This window comes from Curtobacterium pomorum (assembly GCF_044497295.1).
GTDB lineage: Bacteria > Actinomycetota > Actinomycetes > Actinomycetales > Microbacteriaceae > Curtobacterium.
In genome coordinates, this window is record NZ_CP172409.1 from 1,603,931 (window position 1) to 1,629,817 (window position 25,887).

Sequence of the window (25,887 nt, forward strand, 5' to 3'; positions counted from 1 at the left end):
CCCCTCGGATACCGGACGGGGCAACGAGAAGTGCCCTCACCAAGGAGATGTCGTCGATCCAGCGATGCTGACGGCGCGTCAGGTCTCGGTTCGGTCTCGGTGCGGTCAGCCGGATCGGGGACAGGCCCCGTCAGTCGCCGACGGCCGCCGCGGCGCGTTCGAGCGCTGCGCGCAGTGCACGGACCGCGGGCGAGGACGCCCCGGCCGCGCGCACGACCGTGAAGATCGTGCGGCGGGGCTGCTCGGGGAGTTCGAGCAGGCGGCAGGTCGTCGTGCGCCCGGTCCACATCAGGTCGGGCATCAGGCTGACGGCGTTGCCGGACTCGACCAGGCGGATCTGGGTCTGCAGGTCGGCGGTCTCGTAGCGGACGTCCGGCTCGAAGCCCCAGCGTCGGCACACCTGCTCGGCGAAGTGTCGCGAGGCCGTCCCACGCGGCTCCATCACCCACGGCAGGGCCTCGGCGTCCTCGAGGCTCGAGACCGGCAACAGCGCCGTGTCGAGCGGCGGCAACGCCAACCGGACCGCATCGGTGGTCAGGTCGGAGCGGTCGAGCCCGGACAGGTGCGGTGCGGCGTGCGCCGGGTACTGCTCGGCGATGACCATGTCGAAGTCGCGCGCCCACGTCTCGTTCAGCGCGGTCTCGGGCTCGCGCTGCACCATCTCGACGCGGACGTCGGGGTGCTCGGTGGCCATCTCGTGCAGGGCGTTCGGCATCAGGGCCAGGGCGGCGGACTGGAACACGGCGACGCGCACCCGCCCCTGGACGGACGGCAGGGTGTCCTCGACCTGCGCCTGGGCCTGCTCGAGCACGTCCTGCACGTGGCCGGCGGCGGCGACGAGCACCTCGGCCTGCGGGGTGAGCTGCAACCGCCGTCCGGCCTTGCGCAGGAGCTGGACTCCGGCCTCGCGTTCCAGGGCGCTGAGTTGCTGCGACACCGCCGACGGGGTGAAGTTCATGGCCTCGGCGACGGCCGCGATGGTGCCGCGGATCGAGAGCTCGCGGAGCAGGACCAGGCGGCGGACGTCGAGCATGGTCCGACGGTAGCGGGGTCGCGGCGGATTCGGTAGTGCAACTGAACGGTACCCATCAGGAACGGTCGCTTCCGCTACCGTATCCCGGGCCTCCACACTGATCCCATGACGACCCTGCAGGAGCACCCCGCCACCGACCACGACGCCCTGGCGGACCAGTCCGTCGCACTCGTCCGACAGTGGCTGGCCGAGGCCGAGTCGTTCCCGGTGGACGGCTCTGCCAAGCAGCTCGCCGGGGTGCTCGCCGACCCGGCCGGTCTGGACTTCGCGGTCGGCTTCGTGGACGGCGTCGTCCGCCCGGAAGACCTCGCCGTCGCCGCGCGCAAGCTCCGGCAGATCGCGCCCGGCGCCCCCGGGTTCCTGCCCGCCGCGATGCGCGGACTCGTGCGCCTCGGTGGCGGCATGGCACCGGTCCTGCCGAACGTCGTCGTGCCCATCGCCCGCCGGGTGCTGCGCGGCATGGTCGGCCACCTCATCGTCGACGCGACCGACTCGAAGCTCGGCCCCGCGATCGCCAAGATCAAGCGGGACGGCGTCCGGCTCAACGTGAACCTGCTCGGTGAGGCCGTGCTGGGCGAGCGCGAGGCCGCACGCCGGCTCGAGGGCACGCACAAGCTCCTGGCCCGTGACGACGTCGACTACGTGTCGATCAAGGTCTCGTCGACCGTGCACCCGCACTCGCCGTGGGCGTTCGACCACGCCGTCGACGACATCGTGGAGCAGCTCCGCCCGCTGTTCGAGCGTGCCGCCGCCGCGACCCCGGCGAAGTTCATCAACCTCGACATGGAGGAGTACAAGGACCTCGACCTGACGATCGCGGTCTTCACGAAGCTCCTCGACGAGCCCGCTTTCCTCGGCCTCGAAGCCGGCATCGTGCTGCAGGCGTACCTGCCCGACGCCCTCGCCGCGATGGAGCAGCTGCAGGAGTGGTCCGCCGCTCGCCGTGCCCGCGGTGGTGCCGGCATCAAGGTCCGCCTGGTCAAGGGCGCGAACCTGCCCATGGAGCAGGTCGAGGCCTCGGTGCACGGCTGGCCGCTCGCCACCTGGCACACCAAGCAGGACTCCGACACCAACTACAAGCGCGTGCTCGACTGGGCGCTCACGCCGTCGCGCGTCGAGAACGTCCGCGTCGGCGTCGCCGGGCACAACCTGTTCGACGTCGCGCACGCGTGGCTGCTCGCCGGTGAGCGGGGCGTGCGGGACGGCATCGAGTTCGAGATGCTGCTCGGCATGGCGCAGGGCCAGGCAGAAGCCGTCCGCCGCACCGTCGGTTCGCTCCTGCTGTACACACCGGTCGTCCACCCGGGCGAGTTCGACGTCGCGATCGCGTACCTGATCCGTCGACTCGAAGAAGGCGCCTCGCAGGACAACTTCATGTCCGCGGTCTTCTCGCTCGTGTCCTCGCCGCCGCTGTTCGCGCGCGAAGAAGAGCGGTTCCGCGCGTCGCTCGTGCCGCTCGCCACGCCTGAGGGCCTCGCCGCCCCGGCGTCCCACCGCGTCGCCGACCGCTACGCGGCCGTCGGACGCCCCGGACCGGGCCGGTTCGAGAACACGCCGGACAGCGACCCGTCGGTCGCCTCCGTCCGTTCGTGGGGTGACGCGATCACCGCACGCGTCGCGTCGTCGACGCTCGGCGTCCGCGCCGTCCAGGAGGCCCGGGTCGACTCCGCCACGGCGCTCGACGCCGCGCTCGGCCGCGCCAAGGCCGCCGGTGCCGTCTGGGGCACCTGGTCCGGTGGCGCTCGTGGCGCCGTGCTGCACGCCGTCGGCGACGCGCTCGAGGCGAACCGCGCCGCACTCATCGAGGTCATGGCCGCCGAGACCGGCAAGACCATCGACCAGGCCGACCCCGAGGTGTCCGAGGCGATCGACTTCGCGCACTTCTACGGCACGCTCGCTGGCTCGTTGGACGAGGTCGACGGCGCGACGTTCACCCCGGCAAGCCTGACCCTCGTCGCGCCGCCGTGGAACTTCCCGGTCGCGATCCCCGCGGGCTCGACCCTGGCCGCGCTGGCCGCAGGGTCCGCCGTGGTCCTCAAGCCGGCACCGCCCGCCGAGCGCTCCGGCGCAGTCCTCGCCTCGATCATCGAGACCGCGCTCGACGCACACGGCGCCCCGGCCGACGTGCTCGCGTTCCTGCAGGTGTCCGAGAACGAGCTCGGCGAGCAGCTCATCGCCTCGCCGATGGTCGATCAGGTGATCCTCACCGGCGCGTACGAGACCGCCGAGCTGTTCCGTTCCTTCCGTCCGGACCTGCCGCTGCTCGCCGAGACCTCGGGCAAGAACGCCGTCATCGTCACCCCGTCGTCGGACCTCGACCTCGCGGTGAAGGACGTCGTCGCCTCGGCCTTCGGGCACGCCGGCCAGAAGTGCTCGGCCGCGTCGCTCGTGGTGATGGTCGGGTCGGTCGCGAAGTCGAAGCGCTTCCGCAACCAGCTCCTCGACGCCGTGTCCTCACTCACCGTCGGCTACCCGACCGACGCCGCGACGCAGATGGGCCCGGTCATCGAGCCGGCGTCGGGCAAGCTGCTCGACGGCCTGACGACGCTCGGCGCGGGCGAGTCCTGGGCCGTCGAGCCGAAGCAGCTCGACGAGACCGGCAAGCTCTGGAGCCCGGGTGTCCGTCAGGGCGTCCGACGCGGCTCGGAGTTCCACCGCACCGAGTACTTCGGTCCGATCCTCGGCATGATGACCGCCGACACCCTCAACGAAGCGATCGACATCGTCAACGAGGTCGACTACGGCCTGACCTCGGGCCTGCACTCGCTCGACCCGGCCGAGATCGGCACGTGGCTCGGCCGGATCCAGGCGGGCAACCTCTACGTCAACCGTGGCATCACGGGCGCGATCGTCCGCCGGCAGCCGTTCGGTGGGTGGAAGAAGTCGGCCGTCGGCGCGGGCACGAAGGCCGGTGGGCTGAACTACCTGCTCGGGCTCGGGTCGTGGACCCCCGCTGCTGCTACCGCTACGGCGGCTCCGTCCGCCCCGATCCGGACGTTCGTCCGGGCGGCCGAGGTGTCGTCGCCGGTGCTCGACCGTGCGCTGGCGTCCGACGAGCAGGCCTGGTCGACGCTGTTCGGCACCGCGACCGACGTCTCGGCCCTGAGCGCCGAGCGGAACATCGCCCGGTACCTGCCGTTCCCGTCGGTGCAGGTGCGCCTGGCTTCTGGTGACGAGGATGCTGTTCCTGACCTCGTCCGCGTCGTCGCGGCTGCGCTCCGGGCCGGCACGGCGATCGACGTCTCGACGGCCGCCGCGCTGCCCGAGTCCGTCGCATCGGCGCTCCGCTCGCTGCCCATCGTCCGGTCCGTCTCGCAGTCGGTTGCCGACGACTCCTTCGCATCGTCGATCGCGGCGGGCCCGTCGACCCGTGTCCGGCTCATCGGCGGCGACACCTCGGCGCTCTACGCGGCGGTCGGTGGGCGTCCCGACGTCGCGGTGTACGGCGGCCCCGTGACCGAGGCCGGGCGGCTCGAGATCCTGCCGTTCGTCCGCGAGCAGGCGGTGTCGATCACGGCGCACCGCTTCGGCACGCCGAACCACCTGACCGACGACCTGATCTGACCGGACCGCGGCGCTGGCGTTCGGGTCCAGCGCCGCTGTCCGGTCGCCGCACGGTGTCGGGATGCACCGAGGTGGCAGGGGTTTCCTCGTGGGTGCGTCGCAACCACGGCGCGCACCCGACGGCCCTGCGTCGGGTCGAACCCGGAGGAGCTCCACCATGACCGAACCGTTCGCACGCCCGACCGCCCTGGCCCACGTCCGCGTCACCGTGACCGACATCCACCGCAGCAAGGCGTTCTACCAGCAGCTGCTCGGCACCGACCCGGCGATCGACTTCAGCGACCAGGTCGACGAGCCCGGCGTGCGCGAGGACCGCGAGCGCTTCTACGGCGGATCCGTGTTCCAGCTCGGCGACCAGGTCTTCGGCCTGCGCCCGGTCGCTCCGGCGGGGCAGACGTTCAACCCGGACACGGTGGGACTCGACCACGTCAGCTTCGTCGTGGGGTCGGTCGACGAGCTGCACCAGGCGGCCGCACGTCTCGACGCTGCGGGGGTCGAGCACGGCGAGGTGACCGACCTCGGGGACGCCGGCATGGTGATCCTGTCCGTGCAGGACCCCGACGACATCAACCTCGAGCTGGCCGCGCTGAAGTCTTGAGCAGTCCTCGGGCCGCGGGCTAGCGTGGGGTGACGAGAGGGGACGTCATGCGCTTCGTACACGCCATCGGCCGGGGGATCGGCTTCGTGTTGTCGACCATCGCGAAGGTGCTCGGGACCCTGAACGGCGCGAAGCCCGCGGGCGACGACCTCGCCGCGCGGCTGAACCGGCCGAGCCGCGACGACTACCGCCCCTGACCGGGCGTCGTGCGCGCGGTCAGTCGGCGACGGCGGGCTGCTGGGCGACCATCGTGCCGGTCACGAGCTCGCGCAGCGACTCCGGCAGGGGGATCGGCCGGCGGGCACCTTCGCGGTCGATGATCACGTGCACGAACTCGCCGGTGGCGAGCAGCGCGCCGTCGGACTGGCGGAACAGGCCGAACTCCCACGACAGGCTCGTGGTGCCGAGGTGCTTGGAGCGCATCCCGACCTCGATGACGTCCGGCCACACGGCGGACTCGACGAACCGGCAGCTCGACGACACCAGCACCGCGATCCACTCCGACGAGAACGGGTCGAGCCCCGCTTGCTCGCGGAACCAGTACGTCGACGCGTTGTCCATCGCCGAGTAGTAGATCGTGTTGTTGACGTGCCCGAACATGTCGTTGTCGTTCCACCGCGTGGGGTAGAGGCGGCGGAACGGGTACTCGTCGATGGTCATCGGTCTCCGATCGGAGGTGCGGGTGTGGCGTGATCGGCGGCGGGGCGCAGCACGTACTCGAACGCGGCGCGTGCCCGGACAGGGTCGGGGGCCTCACCGGAGATGAACTCAGCGTAGGTGAACGACTCTGAGATCCGGACGAGCAGCCGGGCGAGCTCCTCGGCGGAGAGCGGGGCCGGATCGAACTCGCCGGACGACTGTTCCTCGACGACGAGTGCAGTGATCCGGTCGACGAACCGGCTCTGCACGTCGCTCTCCGAGGTGGTCAGCAGGCGCATCGCCCGCGCGGGCTCGCGGGTGAGGAACGCGCGGAAGTAGGTGGCTTCGATGAGGTCGGCGGTGAACCGGTCGAGCACGTCGACGATGCGTGCTGCGCCGGTCGACCCGATCGTGTCGGCAGCGCGGGACGCCCGGTCGAGCGTCGGGACTGCGAGGGACCACAGGATCTCGGACAGCAACCGGTCACGGTTGCCCACCCACCGGAACAGCGACGTACGGTCCACGCCGAGTGCGGCAGCCAAGGCGCCCATGTCGATCCGTGCGCCGTCGATGAAGGTGTGGCGGGCCTCCCGGAAGGCGCGCAGCGCAGAATCCGATGTGTACACGCGACCCTCCCTTGCAACGTTTTCGAGAATGATGCATCGTTGGTTCCATGTCAACGCTGACGCCCACGACGGGCCTCCTCGAATCGGACTTCTACGGCTTCCAACAGCAGCTGACCGAGCCGGAGCGCGCGTCGATCGGGCGACTCCGCGAGTACCTCGAGCACGAGGTCGCGCCCATCGCCGATGGGTACTGGGCACGTGCCGAGTTCCCGATGCAGGTGATCGCTCCGCTCGCTGAGCTGGGCATGTACGGGCCGGGGATCCCGCTCGTGCGTCAGTTCGAGAACTCGGCCGTGTACCGCGGGTGGGCGGCGCTCGAGCTCGGACGGGTCGACGCGAGCGTCGCGACGTTCATCGGCGTCCAGTCCGGCCTGGCGATGAACTCGATCGCGGTGGCCGGCAGCGAGGAGCAGCAGCGCGAGTGGCTGCCGCGCATGGCGACCGGCGAGCTCATCGGGGCGTTCGGTCTGACCGAACCGCTGTCCGGCAGCGACTCCGCCCGCGGCCTGCGCACCACCGCCCGGCGCGACGGCGACACGTGGGTGCTCGACGGTGAGAAGCGCTGGATCGGCAACGCCACCTTCGCTGACGTCGTCGTCATCTGGGCGAAGGACGTCGCGGACGAGCAGGTGAAGGGCTTCCTGGTCACCACGGACACCCCCGGTTTCACCGCGACCAAGATCGAGGACAAGATCGCGCTGCGCGGGGTGCAGAACGCCGACATCGTCATGCAGGGGGTGCGCGTGCCGGAATCGCGTCGGCTGCAGCGCGCCGACTCGTTCCGGTCGACGGCCGAGGTGCTGCGCCTGACCCGCACCGAGGTGGCCTGGCAGGCCGTCGGCATCGCGGTCGGCGCCTACGAAGCAGCCCTTTCGTACGCCCGCGAGCGGATCCAGTTCGGCAAGCCCATCGCGTCGCACCAGCTCGTGCAGGACCTGCTCGTGAAGTCGCTGTCGAACATCACGGCCTCGATCGCGCTCTGCACGCAGGCCTCGGCCATGCAGGACGCCGGTGTCGGGGGAGACGAGCACTCCGCCCTGGCGAAGGCGTTCGCGACCGCGAAGATGCGCGAGACCGTCGGCTGGTGCCGCGAGGTGCAGGGCGGCAACGGCATCGTGCTCGACAAGGGAGTGGCCCGGTTCTTCGCGGACGCCGAGGCGATCTACTCGTACGAGGGCACACGCGAGGTGAACACGCTCATCGTCGGGCGGGCGATCACCGGGCAGGCCGCGTTCGTCTAGGCCGGGCCTGTCGGGCGGATCCGACCCGGAACGACATCCACGATGTCGTACGACGTCGATCGTGTCGTTCCGGGTCGTCCAGGGCCGTGACTACCCGAGCAGCTCCGGCCGCTCCCACTCCTGGTCGAGCACGTGCTGCCCGAGGAACGCGAACACCGTCTCGTACCAGACCACAGCGTGCTGCGGCGAGAGCACCCAGTGGTTCTCGTCCGGGAAGTACAGGAACCGGTGCGGCATCGTGCCGTCCGGCGCCGCGTGGTGCTCCGCGAGCTCGGACCAGAGCCGCAGCCCCTCGCCGATCGGCACCCGGTAGTCCTTGTCGCCGTGGATCACGAGCATCGGTGACGTGATGTCGGCCACGAAGCGGTGCGGGTCGTTCGCCTCGATGCCGGCGGCGTCGAAGATCGACGACCAGTACTGCGACGAGTCCGTGGTGCCGTTGAACTGGTCGAGCGCCCACAGGCTGGCGTGTGTGACGATCGCGCGGAACCGGTCGGTGTGCCCGGCGACCCAGTTCGCCATGTACCCACCGAACGACCCGCCCATCGCGGCCGTGCGGGTCTCGTCGATGTCGGCGCGCGCCTCGACCGCGTCGGTGATCGCCATCAGGTCGGTGTACGGAGCCTGCCCCCACGCGTTCCACCCGCGGTTCACGAAGTCGAGCCCGTAGCCGGTCGACAGCGCCGGGTCCGGCAGTAGCACGGCGTACCCGCGCGCCGCCAGGAGCATCGGGTTCCACCGCCACGACCACTGGTTCCACGAGTTGAGCGGTCCACCGTGGATCCAGAGCAGCAACGGGTGCGGCCCCTCGCCCTCCGGCACCACCAGCCAGCCGCGTACGCGCGCGCCGTCGGCCGCGGTGGTCTCGACCTCTTCCAGGTGCGCGGGGACGTCGGGCAGGGGCGCGGGCGTCGCGAGCGGGGTCACCATGCCGTCCGTCGCGATCCGCACGGGGTGCAGTGGTGCCGCCCAGGAGGCCCGGAGCGCCACGACCGCACCGGTCGCCTCCGCCACGCGCAGGCTCGAGTACGCCCAGTCGTCGTGGGTCAGCTGCTCGACGGCTGCGCCGTCGAGCGGGATGCGGAAGACCGGTGCCCGGCCGTCCTGGTCGGCCACGGCGAGCAGTGCCCGGTCGCCGTGCTCGAACACGAGCTCGCTCGGCCAGCGGTCCCAGTCGGTGGCGATGCGGTGCGGGTCCGACCCGTCGATGCCGGCGGTCCAGACTTCTTGCTGTGCCGCGCCGGCGGGCGTGGAGCGAACCGTCCTGACCCACGCGATCGTGCGGCCGTCGTGGCTCAGCGCGGGCATCTCGTGGTCGACGTCGACGTCGTCGAACAGCACCGTGCGGTGGCCGCTGGTGCAGTCGATCGTGACGAGCGTCGAGCGGTCCCCACGGGCCTCCCGGACGCCCACGGCTGCCAGCAGGACCGATCCGTCGGGCGTGAGCGCCCCGGCGACGTGGTCCAGCGACCGGCCCGGGGTCGGTGTGCGGTCGACGGGCTGAGCGACTTCGTCCGCGCCGCCGGCGGTGTCGAGCGTGAGGACGTGGGTCTGGGCCGGCCCGAGGTCGTGGTCCCAGTACCGGACCGGGTACGTCTCGTGCAGGATCGCGCGGACCTTCTTGTCCGTGCGGGCCTTGCGGAGTGCTGCGTCGGCCTCGAGTACCGTCTCCGGCTCGGAGCCGGCACCCGGCAGCAGGTCGGCGGTGAGCGCGACGACGTCCGACGACGCCGCGGTGGCCAGGACGCCGCCGACGCCCCCGGCGAGCCGGGTGAGGGGACGGGCCTCGCCGCCGGTCGCCGGGAGCACCCAGAGCTGAGCTGTCTCGAGTTCGTCGGCGTCGGCGTCGGGCCGCGCGGAGACGAAGAGCAGGTCGCCGGTGCGGGTGAAGGCGACCCCGCCCTCGCCCTTGGCGGAGCGGGTGAGGCGGACGGCGGTACCAGGTGCGTCTCCGCTGGCCGCGTCGGCGTCGTTCCCTGCTGGCACCTGCCAGATCGAGCGGCGGTACCCGGTGCGGTCCGGGTCGAGCGCACTGACCGTCAGGGCGACGCGCTCGCCATCGGGGCTGATCGCGATCCCGTCGACCCGGGGGAGGGCGATGTACTGGTCGAGGTCGGAGAACGGTGTCGTCATGCGTCCACGCTCACCAGGTCGTCCGCCCAGAACGCGGCGATCTGCTCGGCGACCGCCGTGCCCTGGGTGCGGCCGGCCTCGGCCGACGGCGCCTGGGTGGCCAGCGAGAGCGAGTTCGTGCCGAAGGCTTCCTGCGCGGTGCTGTCGGCCACGACGACCTCGACCGAGCTGCCGCCGGCGCGGAGCGACTCGACCGCGACGTCGAGCCAGGGGCCGACCGGCGACGGACCCTCGGGACCGCAGGCGATGACGAGGACACGCTCGTGGCCGGCGGCGGCGTCGGCGTTCGTGCCGGAACGGACCCCGCCGTCGACGTACGGTCGGCCTTCGATGCCGACGGGCGACCACACGAAGGGCACGGAGCAGCTCGCGGCGACCGCGCGGGGGAGCGGGACGCCGTCGGCCGCGGTCAGCAGCCGGAACGTGCCGTCGGTGGCGTCGACCGCGGTGATCGCGAGCGGCTTGACCGGCCACTCGGTGGACGGCAGGGTCTCGGCGAAGGTCGCCACGCGTTCGTCGTCGGTCTGTCCGTCGGCGACCTGCTGCGCGGCGAGCCCGAGGCGGGCGCGGGCGTCCTGCTCGCCGGTCGCCCCCTCGAGCGCGGCGCCGATCCGCTGCTGGACGGCGTCGGTGTCGATGGCCGGCGGCTCGACGTAGGTCGTCGGCGCCGGGGTGTGCTGCTGGTCGTACGCCTGCTGTACCGCGCCGTTGCGGACGAAGGCCCCGACGACGCTGCCGGCGCTCGTGCCGACGACGAGGTCTGCTGCGTCGAGGTCGACGCCGGCGTCCTGCAGGGCGGAGAGCACACCGACCTCCCACGCGATCCCGGCGACACCACCACCGCCGAGGACGAGAGCTCTGGTTCCAGGTACGGGCGTCGCGACGTCGGTCATGGGTCCTGCTTACCAGCTGCCGGCGACGCGCTGGTGGAGACCCGGTCTCGCTGTGGAGAACTGCCCTGTGGACAACTCCGATCGCGTCGGTGGCGTGACCTAGCGTCGTGGTCATGGGGCAACAGCGTTCACGACGGGTCGGCACGGTCGGGTGGCCGATCCTGGTGGCGGCCGCGCCCACCGCGGCGTTCCAGCTGCCGAACCTGTTCGTCACCCCGGCGGTCCGACTGTCACTCGTCGTGTTCGGGCTCGTCGTGCTGGCCGTCGCCGTGGCGGTGCAGGTGGTCCGGACTCGGCGCGGCGACGCCGCGCGCTCGGCGGCCGAGGAGAACGCGACCGCGGCAGAGCTCGAACAGTCGACGGCGGTCCGGTACGCGTTCGGCCAGATCGCCACCCGGCTCGTCCGGTTCGCCGAACTGCCCCGGTCCGAGCGCCACGGCGAACTCTCCGTCGTCGCCGACCGCGTTGCCGTGGCCCTGGCGTTCTACCTGCTGCCGAAGGTCCCCGACGTCCGCGCCAACGTGTACCAGCTGTCCACCGATCTGCGTGCGCTCGAGCCGATCGGTCACGGGGGCGCCGGCGACACCGCCGGGGTCTTCCGCGCGGGAACGCCCTACGGCGACCGCAACCTCGAGTGGGTGCTGATCGGGGGATCGCCCCGGATCGTCGGCGACCGCTCCGCCGACGTCGATGTCGACCAGGACGTGTCCGGCTTCGAACCGCGGTACTCCTCGTACGTCTCGGTGGTGATCCGGTCCGACCAGTACTCGTTCGGCATGCTCACCGTCGACTCCCCGGTCCCCGACGCCTTCACCGAACTCGACGCGAAGAACATCGCGATGATGGCCTCGTTCATGGCCGTGGCCTTCTCGTTGACTTACTCGTTCCCCGAGCGCGACCGCAATCCAAGGAAAGGCCCGTGATGCTCACACGCTCTGTCGGACGCTCGACGTACGATGCCCCCATGACGACCGTGAACCCTGCTCCGCCGTCGTTCGGGCGTGCCCGGATCTCATCGCCCAACTGGAACGACACCACCACCGACGCCGACTACGAAGACCTCGACGTCATCGCCGCCAACATCGAGCGCGAGCGCGAAGCAGCCCGGATCCGGGTCGCCGCAGCCATCGCCGCGCGCCTGGGTCGCTGACCCTTCCCGCATCCTCCACGACGAACGGCTCCCACGTGTGTGGGAGCCGTTCGTCGTGGAGCGTCGAGGCGCCGGGCGTCGCGACTACGGTGCCTTCGTCACGTCGATGACGACCTTGCCGACGGTGTCCTGCTCCACCGCGTCGTGCGCCTGGGCCGTCTGCTCGAGCGTGAACCGAGTGAGCGGGAGCCCGGCGTCCTCGCCGACCGGCAGCACGCCGTCGTGCAGTGCCTCGGTGACGTCCTCGGCCGCGGCGGCCAGGGCCTCGTCGCCGATCGTGTAGAGCAGCAGGAACTGGTACCGCGCGTTGACGCTCATGTTCGGGCGGATCGGCAGCGAGGCCTCGTCGCCGCCGTTGTTCGCGTAGATCGACACGACGCCGTGGTTCGCGAGCACGTCGGCGACCAGCGCGGCGTTCTGCGGGATCGACACCTCGACGACGATGTCGACGCCGTCAGGAGCGATGTCGCGGATGCGAGCCGCGGCGTCGTCCTGTCGGTAGTTCACGACGTGGTGGGCGCCAGCGGCGGTGGCGAGCGCGGCCTTGGCGTCCGAGCTGATCGTCGTGATGACGGTCGCGCCGGCCCAGCGGGCGAGCTGGATCGCAGCGTGCCCCACGGCGCCGGCACCACCCGCAACGAGCACGGTGAAGCCGTCGAGGGATCCGGGACCGAGTCGCGCCGGACCGTCCTCGTGCGTGGTCAGGGCGCGGTGTGCCGTCATCGCCGGCACCCCCAGCGAGGCGCCGACGTCGAACGAGCTGCCGTCAGGCAGGCGGACCGCGCGGCTCTCCGGCACGACGGTGTACTCCTGCGCGGTGCCGGTCGGGCGCGAGGCGGCGGCCATGAAGAGCCAGACACGGTCACCGACGGCGAGGTCCTCGACGCCCGGGCCGACCGCGTCGACGACACCGGCGCCGTCCTGGTTCGGCGTGATCTCGGGGAACGGCAGGCCGTCGCCGTAGGTGCCGCCGGCCCGCGCCTTCCAGTCCGTCGGGTTCACGCCGGAGACGACGACGCGGACGCGGACCTCGCCGGCGCCGGGTTCGGGGACGTCCCGCTCGACGAGTTCGAGGACGCTGCTGTCACCGGGCTTCGTGTAGACGATGGATCGCATGTCCCCAGGCAACCACTCGCCGCCGTCGGGGATTCCGAGTGTGGGCGTGGCGACACTTCGTGAGCACAAATGGTCGGGTGCGTTCGGCGGACCCGACCATTTCTGCTCACGAAGCGCCCCCGCCCGCCCGCCGCCGCCGGAGCTCAGCGCGCGTCGTACTCCCCGCGCGACACGGCGACGTCGTCCATGTGGGACGTCGCCCATGCCTCGAGCGGCTCGAGCACCCGGCGGAGGGACCGCCCGCGATCGGTCAGTTCGTACTCGACGTGCGGCGGGATCTCCGGGAACACCGTGCGCGTCACGAGCCCGTCCCGTTCGAGCGCGCGGAGTGTCTGCGTGAGCATCTTCTGCGACACGCCCTGCACCCGGTTCGCGATCGCCGAGTACCGTTGCGGCCCGTCGGCGAGGGTGCCGATCGTCAGCACGCTCCAGCGGTCGCCGATGCGGTCGAGCAACTGTCGGCTGGGGCAGTCCGCCGCGTAGGGGCTGTACTCGAGTGCTGACATCCTGGCCTGGCCTCCGTGACGACGGGCTCCGTTACGCACTGTGAGGTGCCTACTTACTCAAAGAGAGTAACTCTTGTACGGTGAGCAGCACCAGCCCCACGAAAGGAACAGCATGACCAGCATCGTCGTCTTCGGAGGCACCGGCTACGCCGGCTCCGCCATCACCCGCGAAGCCCTCTCCCGCGGCATCGCCGTCACCGCCGTCGCGCGCGACACGAGCAAGCTCGACGCCGCCGAGGGTCTGACCCTGGCGCAGGGCGACGCGTTCGACGCCGACTTCGTGGCCGAGGTCACGAAGGACGCCGACGTCATCGTCGTCGCGCTGCACGCGGTCCAGTCGGACGGCAGTGAACTCAAGGACAAGTTCCAGCACTTCGTCGACGCTGCGGCCAGCGCCGGTGCGCGGCTCGGCATCGTCGGCGGCGCCGGTTCGCTGCTCGTCGCCGAGGGTGGTCCGCGCCTGTTCGACTCGGCTGAGTTCCCGGACGCGTTCAAGGGCGAGGCGAAGAGCCACGCGCAGATCCTCGACGCGCTCCGTGCCTCGGACACCGACGTCGACTGGTTCTACGTCAGCCCGGCCGCCGGCTACGGCAGCTACAACCCGGGCGAGCGTCGCGGCACGTACCGCACGACCGACGAGGTCCTGCTCGCCGACGCCGAGGGCAACTCCGACATCTCGGGTGACGACTTCGGTCTGGCCTTCGTCGACGAGATCGCGAACCCGGCGCACCACCAGACGCGCTTCGGCGTCGCCTACTGAGGCGCACCCCGCTCAGGAACCCGGTTCCGGACACAGCACCGCGGATCTGCGTGGTTCAGTGTCCGGAACCTGGTTCCGGCAGACAATCTCGCGACCGCGCCTCCGGTCAGTGCGCGACGATGGCCGGCAGCGGCACATGGTGGCGCATGCGCACCGCCACGTGCAGGCCTCCGCGGCGGGCGAGCACGAGCGCGATCACGGCGGCGGCCGCAGCGGGCACCCCGCCGGCGACCATCATCCCGACGTGCGCCCCGAAGTGGTCGACGACCTGGCCCATCAGCGGCCCGCCGATCGCCTGGCCGCCGAGCAGCACGAGCACGTAGAGCGACATCACCCGTCCCCGGATCGCCACGTTCGAGGACAGCTGCACGAGCGAGTTCGACGCGGTCTGGAACAGCAGCTGCGACATCCCGACGGCGACGAGCGCCACGGTGAACGGCGCGATCACGGGGATGGACCCGGAGACCACGAGCAGCACCCCGGTCCAGAAGACCCCGCCCACGATGGTCCGGAGCCGCACGACCGCCCGCCGCGTGGAGAGCAGGGCGCCGACGAGTGCGCCGATCGCCACGGCGGAGTTGAACACGCCGTACCCGGCGGCACCGACGTCGTAGACCTGGGACGCGAAGGCCGACAGGAGCACGGGCATCGTCAGTGCGAACACCGAGAAGAACGCGACGAGGATCACCGGCACGATGATCGTCGGCTTGTTCACGGCGTAGCGGAGCCCCTCGATCAGCTGCCCCTTGCCGCGGGGCGCCGGGGGCGTCCGGTGCAGCTCCGAGACCTTCAGGAACCCGAGCGTCACGACGACGGCGACGCAGGCGATCGCGTTCACGCCGAACGACCACCCCGCCCCGACGGCGACGAGCAGTGCGCCGGACAGCGCCGGTCCGATCATGCCGCCCAGCTGGAACACCGACGAGTTCACGCTGATCGCGTTGCGGAGGTGCTGGTGCCCGACGATCTCGGTGACGAACACCTGCCGGGCTGGGTTGTCGATCACGGTGACCATGCCGACCAGGAACGCGATCACCCAGATGTGCCAGGCCTCGACCACCCCGGCCAGCGTCAGCACGGCGAGCAGCGCGGACAGCACCGCGAAGGCGCCCTGCGTGATCATCATCAGCGCACGCTTCGAGAACCGGTCCACGAGCACCCCGCCGAGCAGCCCGAACAGCAGCATCGGCGCGAACTGGCAGGCGACGGTGATGCCGACCTGCGCGACCGAGCCGGTCAGCTGCAGGACGAGCCAGTCCTGGGCGATGCGCTGCATCCACCCGGCGGTCATCGCGACGAGGTTGGTGGCCGTGAACAGCCGGAAGTTCGGCACGGACAGGGCGATGAGCGTGTGCCGCCAGGGCGGGCGGGTGGCCTGGATCGGGAGCGGTTCGGTGGGCGGGGGGAGGGTCGTCGATGACGCACTCACGGTGAGGGGTTCTCCGGACGTCGTTGCGGATCTGGTACCCCAACGAAACTACGTGACCGAGGTTCATTCGACACCCCTATGGTGGCTATCAATCCATTGCGATGTCGAATGACTGCGCGAACGAACGAGGTGCCCCGTGCTCGATCCGGTCCTGCTGCAGACCTTCCTGGCCGTCGCCGAGACGCAGAGCTTCACGCAGGCCGGAGCCCGTCTCGGCATCAGTCAGCCCACCGTGTCCCAGCACGTCCGGCGGCTCGAGACCGCGGTGTCCCGCACCCTCGTCGCACGCGACACCCGTGGCGTCACCCTCACCGACAACGGCGACGCGATGGCCGGCTTCGCCCGGACGATCCTCGCCGCGCACGCCACCGCGGACGCGTACTTCTCCGGGTCGGCGACGCGCGGGCGGCTCCGGTTCGGCGCGGCCGACGACCTGGCGATCACGCAGTTGCCGCGCATCCTCCGCGACTTCCGGCGGCTGCACCCGCAGGTGAACCTCGAGCTGACGGTGAACCAGTCGTCGCCGCTGCTGCGCCGGGTGCACGCCGGCCAGCTCGACCTGGTGTTCATCAAGCAGACCGCAGGGGAGTCCGCCGAGGGCACCCGCGTCGCGACCGACCAGATGGTGTGGATGGCGCAGGACGGCATCGCGGTCGAACGCGACGAGCCAGTGCCGCTCATCGCGTACCAGGCGCCGAGCATCAGCCGGCAGATGGCGATCGACGCCCTCGAGGCCGCCGGCCGCACCTGGCGGATCACCTGCAACACCCGCGACGTCAACGGCGTCCTGGCGGCGGTGCGCGCGGGGATCGGCGTGGCGGTGTTCCCGCACTCGCTCATCCCGGCGGACCTGGTGAAGGTGTCGCAGCGGCTGGGGCTACCGGACCTGCCGGCGGTCGACTACGTCCTCATCGCCAACCCGACGGTGCAGCGCGAGCCGATCGACGCCCTGACGAACGCGATCCTGTCCCGCGGGGTCGTCCGCGCGGTCTGACCGCGACCGGCGTGCAGCGGACGCGCGGGCTACGGCGCGAGGGGCGGGGTCGTCCCGGTGCCGGTCAGGTCGGGCAGCGTCACCCCGGCGAGCGGCAGCAGCGCCGACGCGACGGCCCACAGCAGCACGAGCGTGCCGACGCCGCCGAGCACGGCACCGAGCAGCGCGACCGGCCGCTGCCACGTCGCCGCGCGGTCGCGCAGCGTCACGATCGACACCACCAACGCGAGCAGTCCGAGCACGACACCGACGCCGTGCACGGTCGCCGGCGCGGTGAACCACCACGCCGCGAGTCCGAGCGTCGCGATGCCCGCCACGGCGCCCAGGATCGCCCCGGGCGTCGCACCGAGTGCACGGCGCGGCTCCGGCGCAGCGGCTGCGGCCACGGGCTGGTCGAGCAGTTCGGTCGGGAGGCCCGGCTCGGCCCCGACGGACGCACTCGCCTCGGCACGGGGTGCGGTCACGGGCACGACCGGGTTCGGCGCCATCGGTGCGGTCGACGAGGCGGTCGGCACCGACGGCGCCTGCAGGACCGCGTCGAAGGACCGCACGTGGGCGGACGCCGGGGTCGGCGCCGGTGCCGGTGTCACGGTGGCGGCGGCCTGCTGGTGGGCGAAGCGGCGGGGCGTGCGGAAGCCGATCGGGCCGACGGGTTCGGGCTCGGTGCCGTCGACGACGACGTGCTCCAGACCGGGCACCGAGAACCGGGGCTGGCCGGCGGTGGGCACGGGCGACGGCGCGGGGGCCGGTGTGGTGCGGGGAGCGGCGTCGATCGGCGAGACCGGGGCGGGGGCGGGGGCCACGGCGGCGGTGTCGAACGGCACGGTGTGCACGGACGGTGAGGTCGGCGCCGGCGGCAGGAGGTCCTGCTGCGGCGGGTAGTCGGGGACCGCGACGTCGTCCTCGACGAGGGTCGCGATCGACGCGGGCTCCGGCGTCGGGGCGAGCGTGGCCGTCGGCTGCGGCGCGGAGCCGACCACGGCGGTGGGAGCCGACGCACCGTGGGCGGTGCGCGACGTGGCGGGGGTGTGACGAGCCTCCTGGCCGGTGCTCGCTGCGACGTCGGGGGCGAGCCGCTCGACGGCCACGGCCGGTTCGACGACCGGTGCGGTCACCCAGGACGGGACGGGACGGCGCGGCCGTTCCGAATCCTGCATGCGATGCGACGCCACTGCGGTGCTCCCTTCGTCGACTGATCCATCGTCAGTTCTAGCGGCAACGGTCGCGGATGTCGCAGCCCCAGTTCCGGGGTCGCCGGTACGTTCGGGGCATGACCGGAATCGAACACCGTCCACTGGGTCCCTCGGGGCTCGTCGTCTCCACCGTCGGCCTCGGCTGCAACAACTTCGGGCGACCGGGGACCGCCTCCGAGTCGCAGGAGGGCACCGACGCCGTCGTGCGGGCGGCCCTCGACGCCGGTGTCACGCTCTTCGACACCGCGGACATCTACGGCGGCCGGCCCGGCATGTCCGAGGAGATGCTCGGCAGGTCGATCGTGGGTCGGCGGGACGAGATCGTGCTCGCGACGAAGTTCGGTATGGACATGCAGGGCGCGAACGGCCCGGACTGGGGTGTCCGCGGCTCGCGGCGGTACGTCCGGCTGGCCGTCGAGTCGTCGCTCCGTCGCCTCGGCACGGACTGGATCGACCTGTACCAGATGCACCGACCCGACGACGTGACGCCGATCGAGGAGACGCTGTCCGTCCTCGACGACCTGGTCCGCGAGGGCAAGATCCGGTACGTCGGACACTCGAACTTCGCCGGGTGGCAGATCGCCGAGGCCGAGCTGACGGCGTCGATCGCCGGCACCACCGCGTTCGTGTCCGCGCAGAACGAGTACAGCCCGCTCGCCCGAGCCGCCGAGGCCGAGGTGCTGCCGGCCGTCCGTGCGTACGCGCTCGGGTTCCTGCCGTTCTTCCCGCTGTACAACGGGCTGCTCACCGGCAAGTACACGAAGGCCGGAGGCCCGGCCGACGGGCGCCTGTCGACGTCGAAGCCGCAGCTGCTCGAGAACGCCCCGTGGGACGTCCTCGACGACTACCAGCGGTTCTGCGACCACCGCGGCGTCACGATGCTGCAGGCGACGTTCGCCTGGTTGCTCGCGCAGCCGGGGCTGTCGAGCGTCATCGCCGGAGCGACGAAGCCGGAGCAGATCACGCAGAACGTCGAGGCGGGCACCACCTGGACGCCGACCGAGGACGACATCGCCGACATGACGGAGATCTTCGACCGGGCGTAGTGCGCCGCCGCCCGGCCGCGCCGGCGAGCCGGGCCGCCGGGCCGCCGGGCCGAGTCTCGGCGTGAGCGACAGTTCTCGCGGCCGTCGGCCCGAGGACTGTCGCCCAGCGCGAGTCTCGCGGCGGCGGGGCCGAGACTCGGGGCGTCAGCGGGTCGCTGCCTGCAGGGCCTCGCGCAGCTGGTCGGCGGTCAGGCGCGGGCCGTAGCCGGGGGTGTCCCGCTGGATGCGCCAGCCCTCGGCGAGGGGGCCGGCGTCGACGACGTCGAAGCCGAACTGCTCGATGAGGTCCGTGGCGACCTGCTTCGCCTCGGCGTCGTCGCCCGCCACCACGAGGGCGCGGCGGTCCGGGGTGGCGTGGCCGGTGAGGTCCGCGGCGCCGATGTGGTTGAACGCCTTGACGACCCGGGCGCCCGGCAGGTGGTCCTGCAGCAGCTCGGCGGTCGTCGTCGACCCGTCGTCGAGCGCGGCGATGTGGCCGTCGCGCTCCCAGTAGTAGTTGTTCGTGTCGATGACGACCTTGCCGACGAGCGGTTCCGCGGGGATCGTGTCGATCGCGGCGAGCGGCACGGTGACGACGACGACCTCGCCCGCGGCAGCGGCTTCGTCGCGGGTTGCCGCACGGGCCCGGTCGCCGAGCTCGGTGACCAGGTCGGTCAGGGTCTCGGGGCCGCGGGAGTTCGCGATCACCACCTGGTGGCCGTGCTGCACCGCGAGTCGTGCGAGTTGGGATCCGATGTTGCCTGCGCCGATGATGCCGATCGTTGTCATGGTGTCCATCCAACGCTCGGCGGCCACGAGCATTCCCCGTGGAGCGCGTGCGCCCGGGGCGGAGCATGATGGCGGCATGGACCACGAGTTCCGCGACGAGACCGACCAGGACCGCTACGCCATGTACGTCGGCGGCGAGCTCGTGAGCGTGCTCGACTACCGCGAGAACGGCGACGCGATCGCGTTCCCGCACACGTACACGGTGCCGAAGCACCGCGGGCACGGCTACGCGGCCGAGCTCGTCGAGTACGCCGTCGCGGACGTCGAGTCGAACTCGACGAAGCGGGTCGTGCCGATGTGCTGGTTCGTCGGCAAGTGGTTCGACGAGCACCCCGAGAAGTCAGACCTGCTCATCCGCAGTGCCGCGGACTGAGCCGACGCGAGAAGAGGGCCACATGCCCACCATCACCCCGTTCCTCTGGTACGACGACCAGGCCGAGCAAGCCGCCCGGTACTACGTCGACCTGTTCCCCGGCAGCTCGATCGACAGCGTGGCGAAGACCCCGGACGGCGCGACGCTGGTCGTCGAGTTCACGTTGCTCGGACAGCCGTACCGGGCGATGAACGGCGGCCCGGGACACCCGCACACCGACGCCGTCTCGTTTCAGGTCGACGTGGACACGCAGGACGAACTCGACCGTATCTGGGACGCCCTGCTCGCTGACGGCGGGAAGCCGAGCATGTGCGGCTGGTTGTTCGACCGTTGGGGTGTCGCCTGGCAGGTGACGCCGTCGATGATGGGCGAGCTGATGACCGGGTCGGGCGACCCCGAGGCGAACGCCCGTGTCTTCCAGGCGATGATGACCATGCAGAAGCTCGACATCCCCGCACTCCGGGCCGCAGCCGCCGGCCACTGAATCCGAACCTCGCGTACCGCCCGGTATGGTGTCGGCACGGAAGACCGCCGGCCGGCGCCGGCACCGACAGGCTGGAGCCACGATGGACCACCCGAGCTCCCAGATCCGGAACAGTGAGATCGGCCGGGCGTACACCGAACTCGCCCGGATCACCCGGCGTGCGAGCATCCGCGCCCGCGGGTCGGACGACGCGCTGAGCGTCGTCGACCAGTCCCTCGTCGACTTCGTGGTGCAGCACCCCGGCTGCATGGCCATCGACATCGCCCGGTACCTGCGCCTGAACCGCTCGACGATCTCCCGCCAGCTCTCCGGGCTCCTCGCCACGGGCCTGATCCGGACGACCGACGGCGGCACCGGCAACGCGAAGCCGCTGGAGGCGACGGACGCCGGCCGCACTGCGCTCGAACGCTCCGTGCAACTGCACCGCGACGCGCTGGAGGAGCGGCTCGCCAGCTGGTCCGACGACGACATCGCCCTGCTCGCCGGCCTGCTGGAACGGCTCGGCGCCTCGGACGAGGCCGGGCTGCCGATGCCCGGGCGCGCGTCGACGTGACGACCTCGTTCGTCCTGCTCTCCGACACGCACCTGCCGAAGCGGGCGAAGGACCTGCCGGCGGCGCTCTGGTCCGACGTCGACGCCGCCGACCTCGTGGTGCACGCGGGGGACTGGGTCGACCTCGCCACCCTCGACGCCGTGCAGGCCCGATCGCGCCGGTTCGAGGGGGTGCGCGGCAACAACGACGGCCCCGAGTTCGACGACCGGCTCCCGCTCGTCGCCCGCTTCGCCGTCGAGGACCTGCGCTTCGCCCTGGTGCACGAGACCGGCGCCGCGACGGGCCGGGAGCGCCGGATGGCCGCCGAGTACCCGGACGTCGACGTGCTCGTCTTCGGGCACTCGCACATCCCGTGGGACACCGTCGCGCCGTCGGGCCTACGGTTGCTCAACCCCGGGTCGCCCACCGATCGTCGCCGGCAGCCCGACTTCACGTGGATGCGCGGGACGGTGACCGGCGCGGACCTGACCGTCGAACTGGTTCGCCTGCCGCCGCCCGCGCGCTGACCCGAGATCCGTCCCAGCCACCCCGTTCGCGAAAGCGACAGGTCCCCGCGGAACATCGGCGGACATCTGTCGCTTTCGCGGGGTGGTCGGCGGTCGTCAGCGTAGAAGTGACGCTTCCGCGGCAATGACCCCGGCACCAGCGCCGGCACCCAACCCCAGCGGCATCTCGAAGAACGCCAGCTCCCACTCGGTCGAGCGGCGGAACGCCCGCGCCATCCGTCCTCGCTCGGCCGGGGTCGCGGCTGCTGCCATCTCCTCGACCAACCGGGTCGCCTCGGCGCTCGACGCCGCGAAGCCCTCGTCGCCGTACGCGGCGATCCAGTCCGCGAACGGGTGTCCGTCCGGCGCCGTGCCGAGCTGCACGCCCACCCAGGCGTACACCCGGAAGCAGGGGAGCACCGCCGCGGCGAGCACGGCCGCCGACCCGGAGTCCGCCGCCCGTTGCAGGTGCGCCAGGTAGCCGGCGCACGTCGGGTGGACGGGGTCGTCGGCGTGGGTGCCGGCGAGGCGTCGGTGGTGCAGGTCGCGGGCCTCGGCGGCACACCCCTCGGACGCCGCAGCCCAGAACGCGGCAGCCGCAGCACCGGCAGCGCTCGCCGCCAGCCCCGCGAGGTGCCGCTCGTAGGCCCGCAGGTAGTGCACGTCCTGTGCGAGGTACCCCGCGAACACGTCCGCATCGAGCGTCTCGTCCCGCAGCCCCACGAGGAACCCGCACTCGATCGTCGACCGCAGCAGGGAGCCGACGTCGTCCCACCACACGTCGGTGGTCGGGACCACGGGCAGCGCGGCGCGGATCACGGCGCCGTGGTCGATCGGCCCGTTCCCCGACCCGACCTGCAGCCCATCGGCTCCCTGCAGCGCCGCCGTCAGCCAGGGCTTCGCCACCCCGACCGCGAGATCCCAGTCCCCGTGCCGGGCGGCGAGCGTCGCGATCGCGCTCGACAGCGAGCACCCGGTGCCGTGCGTGTTCGTCGTCGCCACGCGGGGAGCCGTGAACCGCCGAACGGACCCCGAGGGCGACACGAGCACGTCGTCGGAGGTCGGCCCCTCGTCGTGCCCGCCCTTCGCCAGCACGAGGACGTCCCACGTCGACGCCACGAGCCGCGCAGCATCCAGCGACGACAGCGGAGCCCGCGACGGAGCCCCGGCGAGCTCCGCCAGCACCGCCAGCTCGGCCCGGTTCGGCGTGACCAGGTCGGCCAGGGCGAACAACGTGCCCATCGCGGCGGCGGCGTCCTCGTCCAGCAGCCGGTCCCCGCTCGTCGCCACCATCACCGGGTCCACGACGACCACGGGCGGCCGGTGCTCCCGCAGCCAGTCCGTCACGGTCCGCACGACCTCGGCGGTGCCGAGCATGCCGATCTTGACGGCGTCGATGACCACGTCGTCGGACACCGCGTCGAGCTGCTCCCGCAGGAAGCCGACGTCCGGCACGTGCACCGACCGCACGCCGTGCGTGTTCTGCGCGACGAGGGCCGTCACCACCCCCATGCCGTAGCCGTCGTGCGCGGCGATCGCCTTGAGGTCGGCCTGCAGCCCGGCGCCGCCGGTCGGGTCGGTCCCGGCGACGGCCAGGACGCGCGGGACGTTCACGAGTCCGCCCCGTGGTGCGAGGAGGCCGGGAGGAACGGATCACCCTGGGTGGACCGCCCCCGCTCCGCCCCGTGCCCGGTTCCAGAGCCCCACGCGGTCACGTACGCGGCCGCCGCGGATCCCGGGTCGGCCGCGGCGCAGATGCCCGACACGATCGCGACCCCGGCAGCGCCCGCTGCTCGAAGCGGCACGACGTCGTCGAGCGTGACGCCGCCGATCGCCACGCACCGTACCTCGGTCGCGGCGGCCAGCCGGGCGAACCCGTCGTGGCCGAGCGCCGGCGGGTGGTCGGCCTTCGTCGCAGTGGGGTGCACGACCCCGACGCCGAGCAGGTCGACGGTGCCGCGGGGCAGCCGCTCGACGGCAGCCAGGTGCTCGAGCGTGTTCGCCGTCAACCCGACGTGCGCGTCCGGCCCGAGAAGCGCCCGCGCGGCCGTCACGGGCACGTCCGACTGGCCGAGGTGCACCCCGGCGACCCGGTGCCCCGCGTGCCGAGCGGCGAGGGCGACGTCGAGCCGGTCGTCGACCACCACGATCGCGCGGTCCCCGACGGCGTCGGCCACGGCGGCGGTCAGGGCGAGCAGGCCACGGGCCGAGGCGTCCTTGTCCCGCACCTGCACGATCCCGACCCCGGCGTGCACCGCGGCGCGGACCACCCCGAGCACCCCGACACCGTGCCGGTCGGCCAGCGCGCCGTCGGTGACCAGGTAGACGCCGACGTCCCGCCGCGGCCCGCTCATGCCGGCACCACCAGGGACGCAGGCTCGGCCTCGACCGTGATCCGGGCCTCGCGGACGACGTCCTCCGGGGTGAGCGACGCCAACCGGTCGAGGAACAGCGGCTGGAACGTGCCGGGCCCGCCGGCCTCGCGTGCGGCGAGCTCCGCGGCGATGGTGTGCACCGCGGTCGCGGCGACGGCGGCCGCGCCGGCGTCGTCGGGCGCGACCGACGTGAACGCGGCGACGACCGCGCCGAGGGCACACCCGCCCCCGGTGATCCGCGTCAACAGGTCGGTGCCGTTGGCGACCCGCACCACGCCGGTGCCCGGCGCGACCAGCAGGTCGACGGGACCCGACACGGCCACCGCGGCCACGAGCCTCCCGGTCGACGCCTGCACGGACGCGAGACGGGCGTCCTCGGTGCCCACCGTGCTGTCCACGCCGCGGCCACCGGCCGAGTCGCCGAGCAGGGCGAGCACCTCGGAGGCGTTGCCCCGCAGCACCGTCGGGTGCAACCCGAGCAGGTCGCGGGCCAGGGCGGTGCGCACCGGCAGCGAGCCGACGGCGACGGGGTCGAGCACCCACGGGGTGCCCGTGTCGCGGGCGGCGTGCGCGGCCTCGAGCGCGGCCACCCGCGGTTCCGCGTGCGGGGTCCCGGTGTTCACCAACAGGGCGTCGGCCACCCGGGCGAACGGCCCCGCCTCGGTCGGGACGTCGACCATCGCGGGCGACGCACCGAGCGCGAGCAGCACGTTCGCGGTGACGTTCTGCACCACGGTGTTCGTGATGCACTGCACCAACGGACTCCGGCCACGGACGGCCTCGAGCAGTTCGGCGGTTCGGTGGGCCCAATCAGGGGAGGGCGCAGCGGTCTCCATGGACGATCCCTTCGCGAGTACGAGCTCGAGCAGGTTCGACGGGTGTGATCTCAGCCGCTGGTTGCGGCACCCCGTGTCTCGAGCGACACCGTACACGAGCCGCTGCGTCGTGCCCCGGCCGTCGTCTCCGGTCACATGTCCGGCCCCGTGTGACAGGGTTGACGGGTGCCAGACACCACGCCTCCCGGACCGCCCCCGGGCCCCCGCGACCCCGGCGACGCCTGGGCGGTCGGCCCCGACGGCACCAAGGCCTGGGGACTCTTCGGCGCCGCCGGACTGCTCGTCGACGACGGCGCCGGACGCGTGCTCCTGCAGCACCGCGTCGAGTGGAGCCACCACGGCGGCACCTGGGGCATCCCCGGCGGCGCACGACACCAGGGCGAGGACGCCGTCACCGGCGCACTCCGCGAGTCCGCGGAGGAAGCCGGGGTGCCGCACGACGGCGTCGACCTGCGCCACACCGCACTGCTCGACCTGGGGTTCTGGACCTACACGACCGTCGTGGGGCGCGCCTCCCGGCCCTTCGAACCGGTCATCGCGGACCGCGAGAGCATCGCGCTCTCCTGGATCCCCGTCGACGACGTCGACGACCTCCCGCTGCACCCGGGGTTCGGCAGGTCGTGGCCGGCCCTCCGCGCGTCCATCACCACCACGCCGCACATCGTCGTCGACGCCGCGAACGTCGTCGGCAGCGTGCCCGACGGGTGGTGGAAGGACCGCGCGGGTGCCGCTGCGCGCCTGCTGTCGTCGGTGACGGCGCTCGCCGCGTCCGGGGTGGCGGCCGACCTGCTCGCGTTGCCGTTCACCCGGTGGTGGCCGCGGTGGACGGTGGTGCTCGAGGGTGCAGCCCGTGGCGCTTCGGCGGACGGGACCGACGGGTCCGGACCGGTCGAGGTCGTGCAGGCTCCGGGCTCCGGCGACGACGCGATCGTGTCGGCTGCGCAGTCCGCGGTGGACGCGGGGGACGGACCCGTCGTGGTCGTCACCGCCGACCGTGGCCTCCGAGCCCGCGTCGAGGCGATCGGCGCCGTCGTGCACGGACCGTCCTGGCTGCGCGACCAGTCCTAGCGGGGCGGCGTGGCCCGGCGCGCC

The 25,887-nt window shown here is 72.2% G+C and carries 27 protein-coding genes and 1 riboswitch; of the genes, 14 read left to right on the plus strand and 13 right to left on the minus strand.

Annotation, left to right across the window (positions count from 1 at the left end; genetic code table 11):
- Window positions 1-130 precede the first annotated feature (130 nt).
- Window positions 131-1,033: a LysR substrate-binding domain-containing protein gene (locus ACGH48_RS07755; RefSeq protein WP_111086860.1), complete on the minus strand. Its 903-nt coding sequence runs from the start codon at window positions 1,031-1,033 to the stop codon at window positions 131-133.
- A gap of 105 nt (window positions 1,034-1,138) precedes the next feature.
- Between ACGH48_RS07755 and ACGH48_RS07760 the strand changes: the two genes are divergently transcribed.
- From ACGH48_RS07760 to ACGH48_RS07770, 3 genes are all read left to right on the plus strand, one after another.
- Window positions 1,139-4,597: a proline dehydrogenase family protein gene (locus tag ACGH48_RS07760; RefSeq protein WP_396290906.1), complete on the plus strand. Its 3,459-nt coding sequence runs from the start codon at window positions 1,139-1,141 to the stop codon at window positions 4,595-4,597.
- Window positions 4,598-4,754: 157 nt separating this feature from the next.
- The gene (locus ACGH48_RS07765; RefSeq protein WP_111086862.1) at window positions 4,755-5,195 is read left to right on the plus strand and encodes a VOC family protein; all 441 of its coding nucleotides are present in this window, start codon (window positions 4,755-4,757) and stop codon (window positions 5,193-5,195) included.
- 47 nt (window positions 5,196-5,242) lie between these two features.
- Window positions 5,243-5,392: a hypothetical protein gene (locus tag ACGH48_RS07770; protein ID WP_396290907.1), complete on the plus strand. Its 150-nt coding sequence runs from the start codon at window positions 5,243-5,245 to the stop codon at window positions 5,390-5,392.
- A 19-nt stretch (window positions 5,393-5,411) separates the two neighbouring features.
- On the opposite strand, the gene ACGH48_RS07775 is transcribed toward ACGH48_RS07770, so the two are convergent.
- Complete coding sequence (locus ACGH48_RS07775; protein WP_396290908.1) at window positions 5,412-5,855, minus strand: acyl-CoA thioesterase; 444 nt, start codon at window positions 5,853-5,855, stop codon at window positions 5,412-5,414.
- Window positions 5,852-6,460: a QsdR family transcriptional regulator gene (locus tag ACGH48_RS07780; RefSeq protein WP_396290910.1), complete on the minus strand. Its 609-nt coding sequence runs from the start codon at window positions 6,458-6,460 to the stop codon at window positions 5,852-5,854. The genes ACGH48_RS07775 and ACGH48_RS07780 overlap by 4 nt, the downstream gene beginning before the upstream one ends.
- A 47-nt stretch (window positions 6,461-6,507) precedes the next feature.
- Here ACGH48_RS07780 and ACGH48_RS07785 point away from each other — a divergent pair, with 47 nt between their 5' ends.
- Window positions 6,508-7,701, plus strand: a complete 1,194-nt coding sequence (locus ACGH48_RS07785; RefSeq protein WP_396290911.1) for an acyl-CoA dehydrogenase family protein — start codon at window positions 6,508-6,510, stop codon at window positions 7,699-7,701.
- 90 nt (window positions 7,702-7,791) lie between these two features.
- Here ACGH48_RS07785 and ACGH48_RS07790 read toward each other — a convergent pair whose 3' ends face one another.
- Window positions 7,792-9,834 carry an alpha/beta fold hydrolase gene (locus tag ACGH48_RS07790; protein ID WP_396290912.1) on the minus strand — a complete coding sequence of 681 codons (2,043 nt, stop codon included), beginning with the start codon at window positions 9,832-9,834 and terminating at the stop codon, window positions 7,792-7,794.
- Window positions 9,831-10,727: a patatin-like phospholipase family protein gene (locus ACGH48_RS07795; protein ID WP_396290913.1), complete on the minus strand. Its 897-nt coding sequence runs from the start codon at window positions 10,725-10,727 to the stop codon at window positions 9,831-9,833. Before ACGH48_RS07795 ends, ACGH48_RS07790 begins: the two co-directional genes overlap by 4 nt.
- Window positions 10,728-10,840: 113 nt before the next feature.
- On the opposite strand from ACGH48_RS07795, the gene ACGH48_RS07800 reads away from it, so the two are divergent.
- Both ACGH48_RS07800 and ACGH48_RS07805 read left to right on the plus strand, forming a co-directional pair.
- Entirely contained in the window at window positions 10,841-11,650 is an 810-nt protein-coding gene (locus ACGH48_RS07800) for a hypothetical protein (protein WP_396290915.1), read from the plus strand.
- Between the two features lie 41 nt (window positions 11,651-11,691).
- Window positions 11,692-11,877, plus strand: coding sequence for a hypothetical protein (locus tag ACGH48_RS07805; RefSeq protein WP_123312988.1), 186 nt, complete (start codon window positions 11,692-11,694; stop codon window positions 11,875-11,877).
- Between the two features lie 84 nt (window positions 11,878-11,961).
- Here ACGH48_RS07805 and ACGH48_RS07810 read toward each other — a convergent pair whose 3' ends face one another.
- Together ACGH48_RS07810 and ACGH48_RS07815 are read right to left on the minus strand one after the other, a co-directional pair.
- On the minus strand, window positions 11,962-12,993 hold the full coding sequence (locus tag ACGH48_RS07810) for an NADPH:quinone reductase (RefSeq protein ID WP_396290916.1): 1,032 nt from the start codon (window positions 12,991-12,993) through the stop codon (window positions 11,962-11,964).
- 143 nt (window positions 12,994-13,136) lie between these two features.
- The gene (locus ACGH48_RS07815) at window positions 13,137-13,499 is read right to left on the minus strand and encodes a winged helix-turn-helix transcriptional regulator (protein WP_396290918.1); all 363 of its coding nucleotides are present in this window, start codon (window positions 13,497-13,499) and stop codon (window positions 13,137-13,139) included.
- 112 nt (window positions 13,500-13,611) lie between these two features.
- On the opposite strand from ACGH48_RS07815, the gene ACGH48_RS07820 reads away from it, so the two are divergent.
- Window positions 13,612-14,259, plus strand: a complete 648-nt coding sequence (locus ACGH48_RS07820; protein ID WP_396290920.1) for an NAD(P)-dependent oxidoreductase — start codon at window positions 13,612-13,614, stop codon at window positions 14,257-14,259.
- Between the two features lie 106 nt (window positions 14,260-14,365).
- Here the strand turns inward: ACGH48_RS07820 and ACGH48_RS07825 are convergent, their stop codons facing one another.
- Entirely contained in the window at window positions 14,366-15,688 is a 1,323-nt protein-coding gene (locus tag ACGH48_RS07825; RefSeq protein WP_123312984.1) for an MFS transporter, read from the minus strand.
- A 136-nt stretch (window positions 15,689-15,824) separates the two neighbouring features.
- Here ACGH48_RS07825 and ACGH48_RS07830 point away from each other — a divergent pair, with 136 nt between their 5' ends.
- Window positions 15,825-16,682 (plus strand): LysR substrate-binding domain-containing protein, encoded by an 858-nt coding sequence (locus ACGH48_RS07830; RefSeq protein WP_123292823.1) that lies wholly within the window; start codon window positions 15,825-15,827, stop codon window positions 16,680-16,682.
- A 29-nt stretch (window positions 16,683-16,711) separates the two neighbouring features.
- On the opposite strand, the gene ACGH48_RS07835 is transcribed toward ACGH48_RS07830, so the two are convergent.
- Complete coding sequence (locus ACGH48_RS07835) at window positions 16,712-17,797, minus strand: hypothetical protein (protein WP_396290922.1); 1,086 nt, start codon at window positions 17,795-17,797, stop codon at window positions 16,712-16,714.
- A 155-nt stretch (window positions 17,798-17,952) separates the two neighbouring features.
- Here ACGH48_RS07835 and ACGH48_RS07840 point away from each other — a divergent pair, with 155 nt between their 5' ends.
- Entirely contained in the window at window positions 17,953-18,921 is a 969-nt protein-coding gene (locus ACGH48_RS07840; RefSeq protein ID WP_396290923.1) for an aldo/keto reductase, read from the plus strand.
- 144 nt (window positions 18,922-19,065) lie between these two features.
- Here the strand turns inward: ACGH48_RS07840 and ACGH48_RS07845 are convergent, their stop codons facing one another.
- Window positions 19,066-19,689 carry an NADPH-dependent F420 reductase gene (locus tag ACGH48_RS07845; protein ID WP_396290925.1) on the minus strand — a complete coding sequence of 208 codons (624 nt, stop codon included), beginning with the start codon at window positions 19,687-19,689 and terminating at the stop codon, window positions 19,066-19,068.
- Between the two features lie 76 nt (window positions 19,690-19,765).
- Here ACGH48_RS07845 and ACGH48_RS07850 point away from each other — a divergent pair, with 76 nt between their 5' ends.
- The 4 genes from ACGH48_RS07850 to ACGH48_RS07865 all read left to right on the plus strand — a co-directional run bounded on the left by ACGH48_RS07850 (window position 19,766) and on the right by ACGH48_RS07865 (window position 21,605).
- Window positions 19,766-20,062, plus strand: a complete 297-nt coding sequence (locus tag ACGH48_RS07850; RefSeq protein ID WP_222660658.1) for a GNAT family N-acetyltransferase — start codon at window positions 19,766-19,768, stop codon at window positions 20,060-20,062.
- Window positions 20,063-20,084: 22 nt separating this feature from the next.
- Window positions 20,085-20,546: a VOC family protein gene (locus ACGH48_RS07855; protein WP_123292436.1), complete on the plus strand. Its 462-nt coding sequence runs from the start codon at window positions 20,085-20,087 to the stop codon at window positions 20,544-20,546.
- 82 nt (window positions 20,547-20,628) lie between these two features.
- Window positions 20,629-21,099, plus strand: a complete 471-nt coding sequence (locus ACGH48_RS07860) for a MarR family winged helix-turn-helix transcriptional regulator (protein ID WP_185021373.1) — start codon at window positions 20,629-20,631, stop codon at window positions 21,097-21,099.
- Window positions 21,096-21,605 (plus strand): metallophosphoesterase, encoded by a 510-nt coding sequence (locus ACGH48_RS07865; RefSeq protein ID WP_222660663.1) that lies wholly within the window; start codon window positions 21,096-21,098, stop codon window positions 21,603-21,605. The genes ACGH48_RS07860 and ACGH48_RS07865 overlap by 4 nt, the downstream gene beginning before the upstream one ends.
- 96 nt (window positions 21,606-21,701) lie before the next feature.
- Here ACGH48_RS07865 and thiD read toward each other — a convergent pair whose 3' ends face one another.
- The 3 genes from thiD to thiM form a co-directional block, all read right to left on the minus strand.
- Complete coding sequence (gene thiD / locus ACGH48_RS07870) at window positions 21,702-23,198, minus strand: bifunctional hydroxymethylpyrimidine kinase/phosphomethylpyrimidine kinase (protein WP_396290928.1); 1,497 nt, start codon at window positions 23,196-23,198, stop codon at window positions 21,702-21,704.
- On the minus strand, window positions 23,195-23,938 hold the full coding sequence (gene thiE / locus ACGH48_RS07875) for a thiamine phosphate synthase (RefSeq protein ID WP_396290929.1): 744 nt from the start codon (window positions 23,936-23,938) through the stop codon (window positions 23,195-23,197). The genes thiD and thiE overlap by 4 nt, the downstream gene beginning before the upstream one ends.
- Window positions 23,935-24,795: a hydroxyethylthiazole kinase gene (gene thiM / locus ACGH48_RS07880; protein WP_396290931.1), complete on the minus strand. Its 861-nt coding sequence runs from the start codon at window positions 24,793-24,795 to the stop codon at window positions 23,935-23,937. Before thiM ends, thiE begins: the two co-directional genes overlap by 4 nt.
- Window positions 24,784-24,879: riboswitch (TPP riboswitch) on the minus strand. (Overlaps the previous gene by 12 nt.)
- A gap of 81 nt (window positions 24,880-24,960) precedes the next feature.
- Between thiM and ACGH48_RS07885 the strand changes: the two genes are divergently transcribed.
- Entirely contained in the window at window positions 24,961-25,863 is a 903-nt protein-coding gene (locus tag ACGH48_RS07885) for an NUDIX domain-containing protein (protein ID WP_396290933.1), read from the plus strand.
- Window positions 25,864-25,887 lie beyond the last annotated feature (24 nt).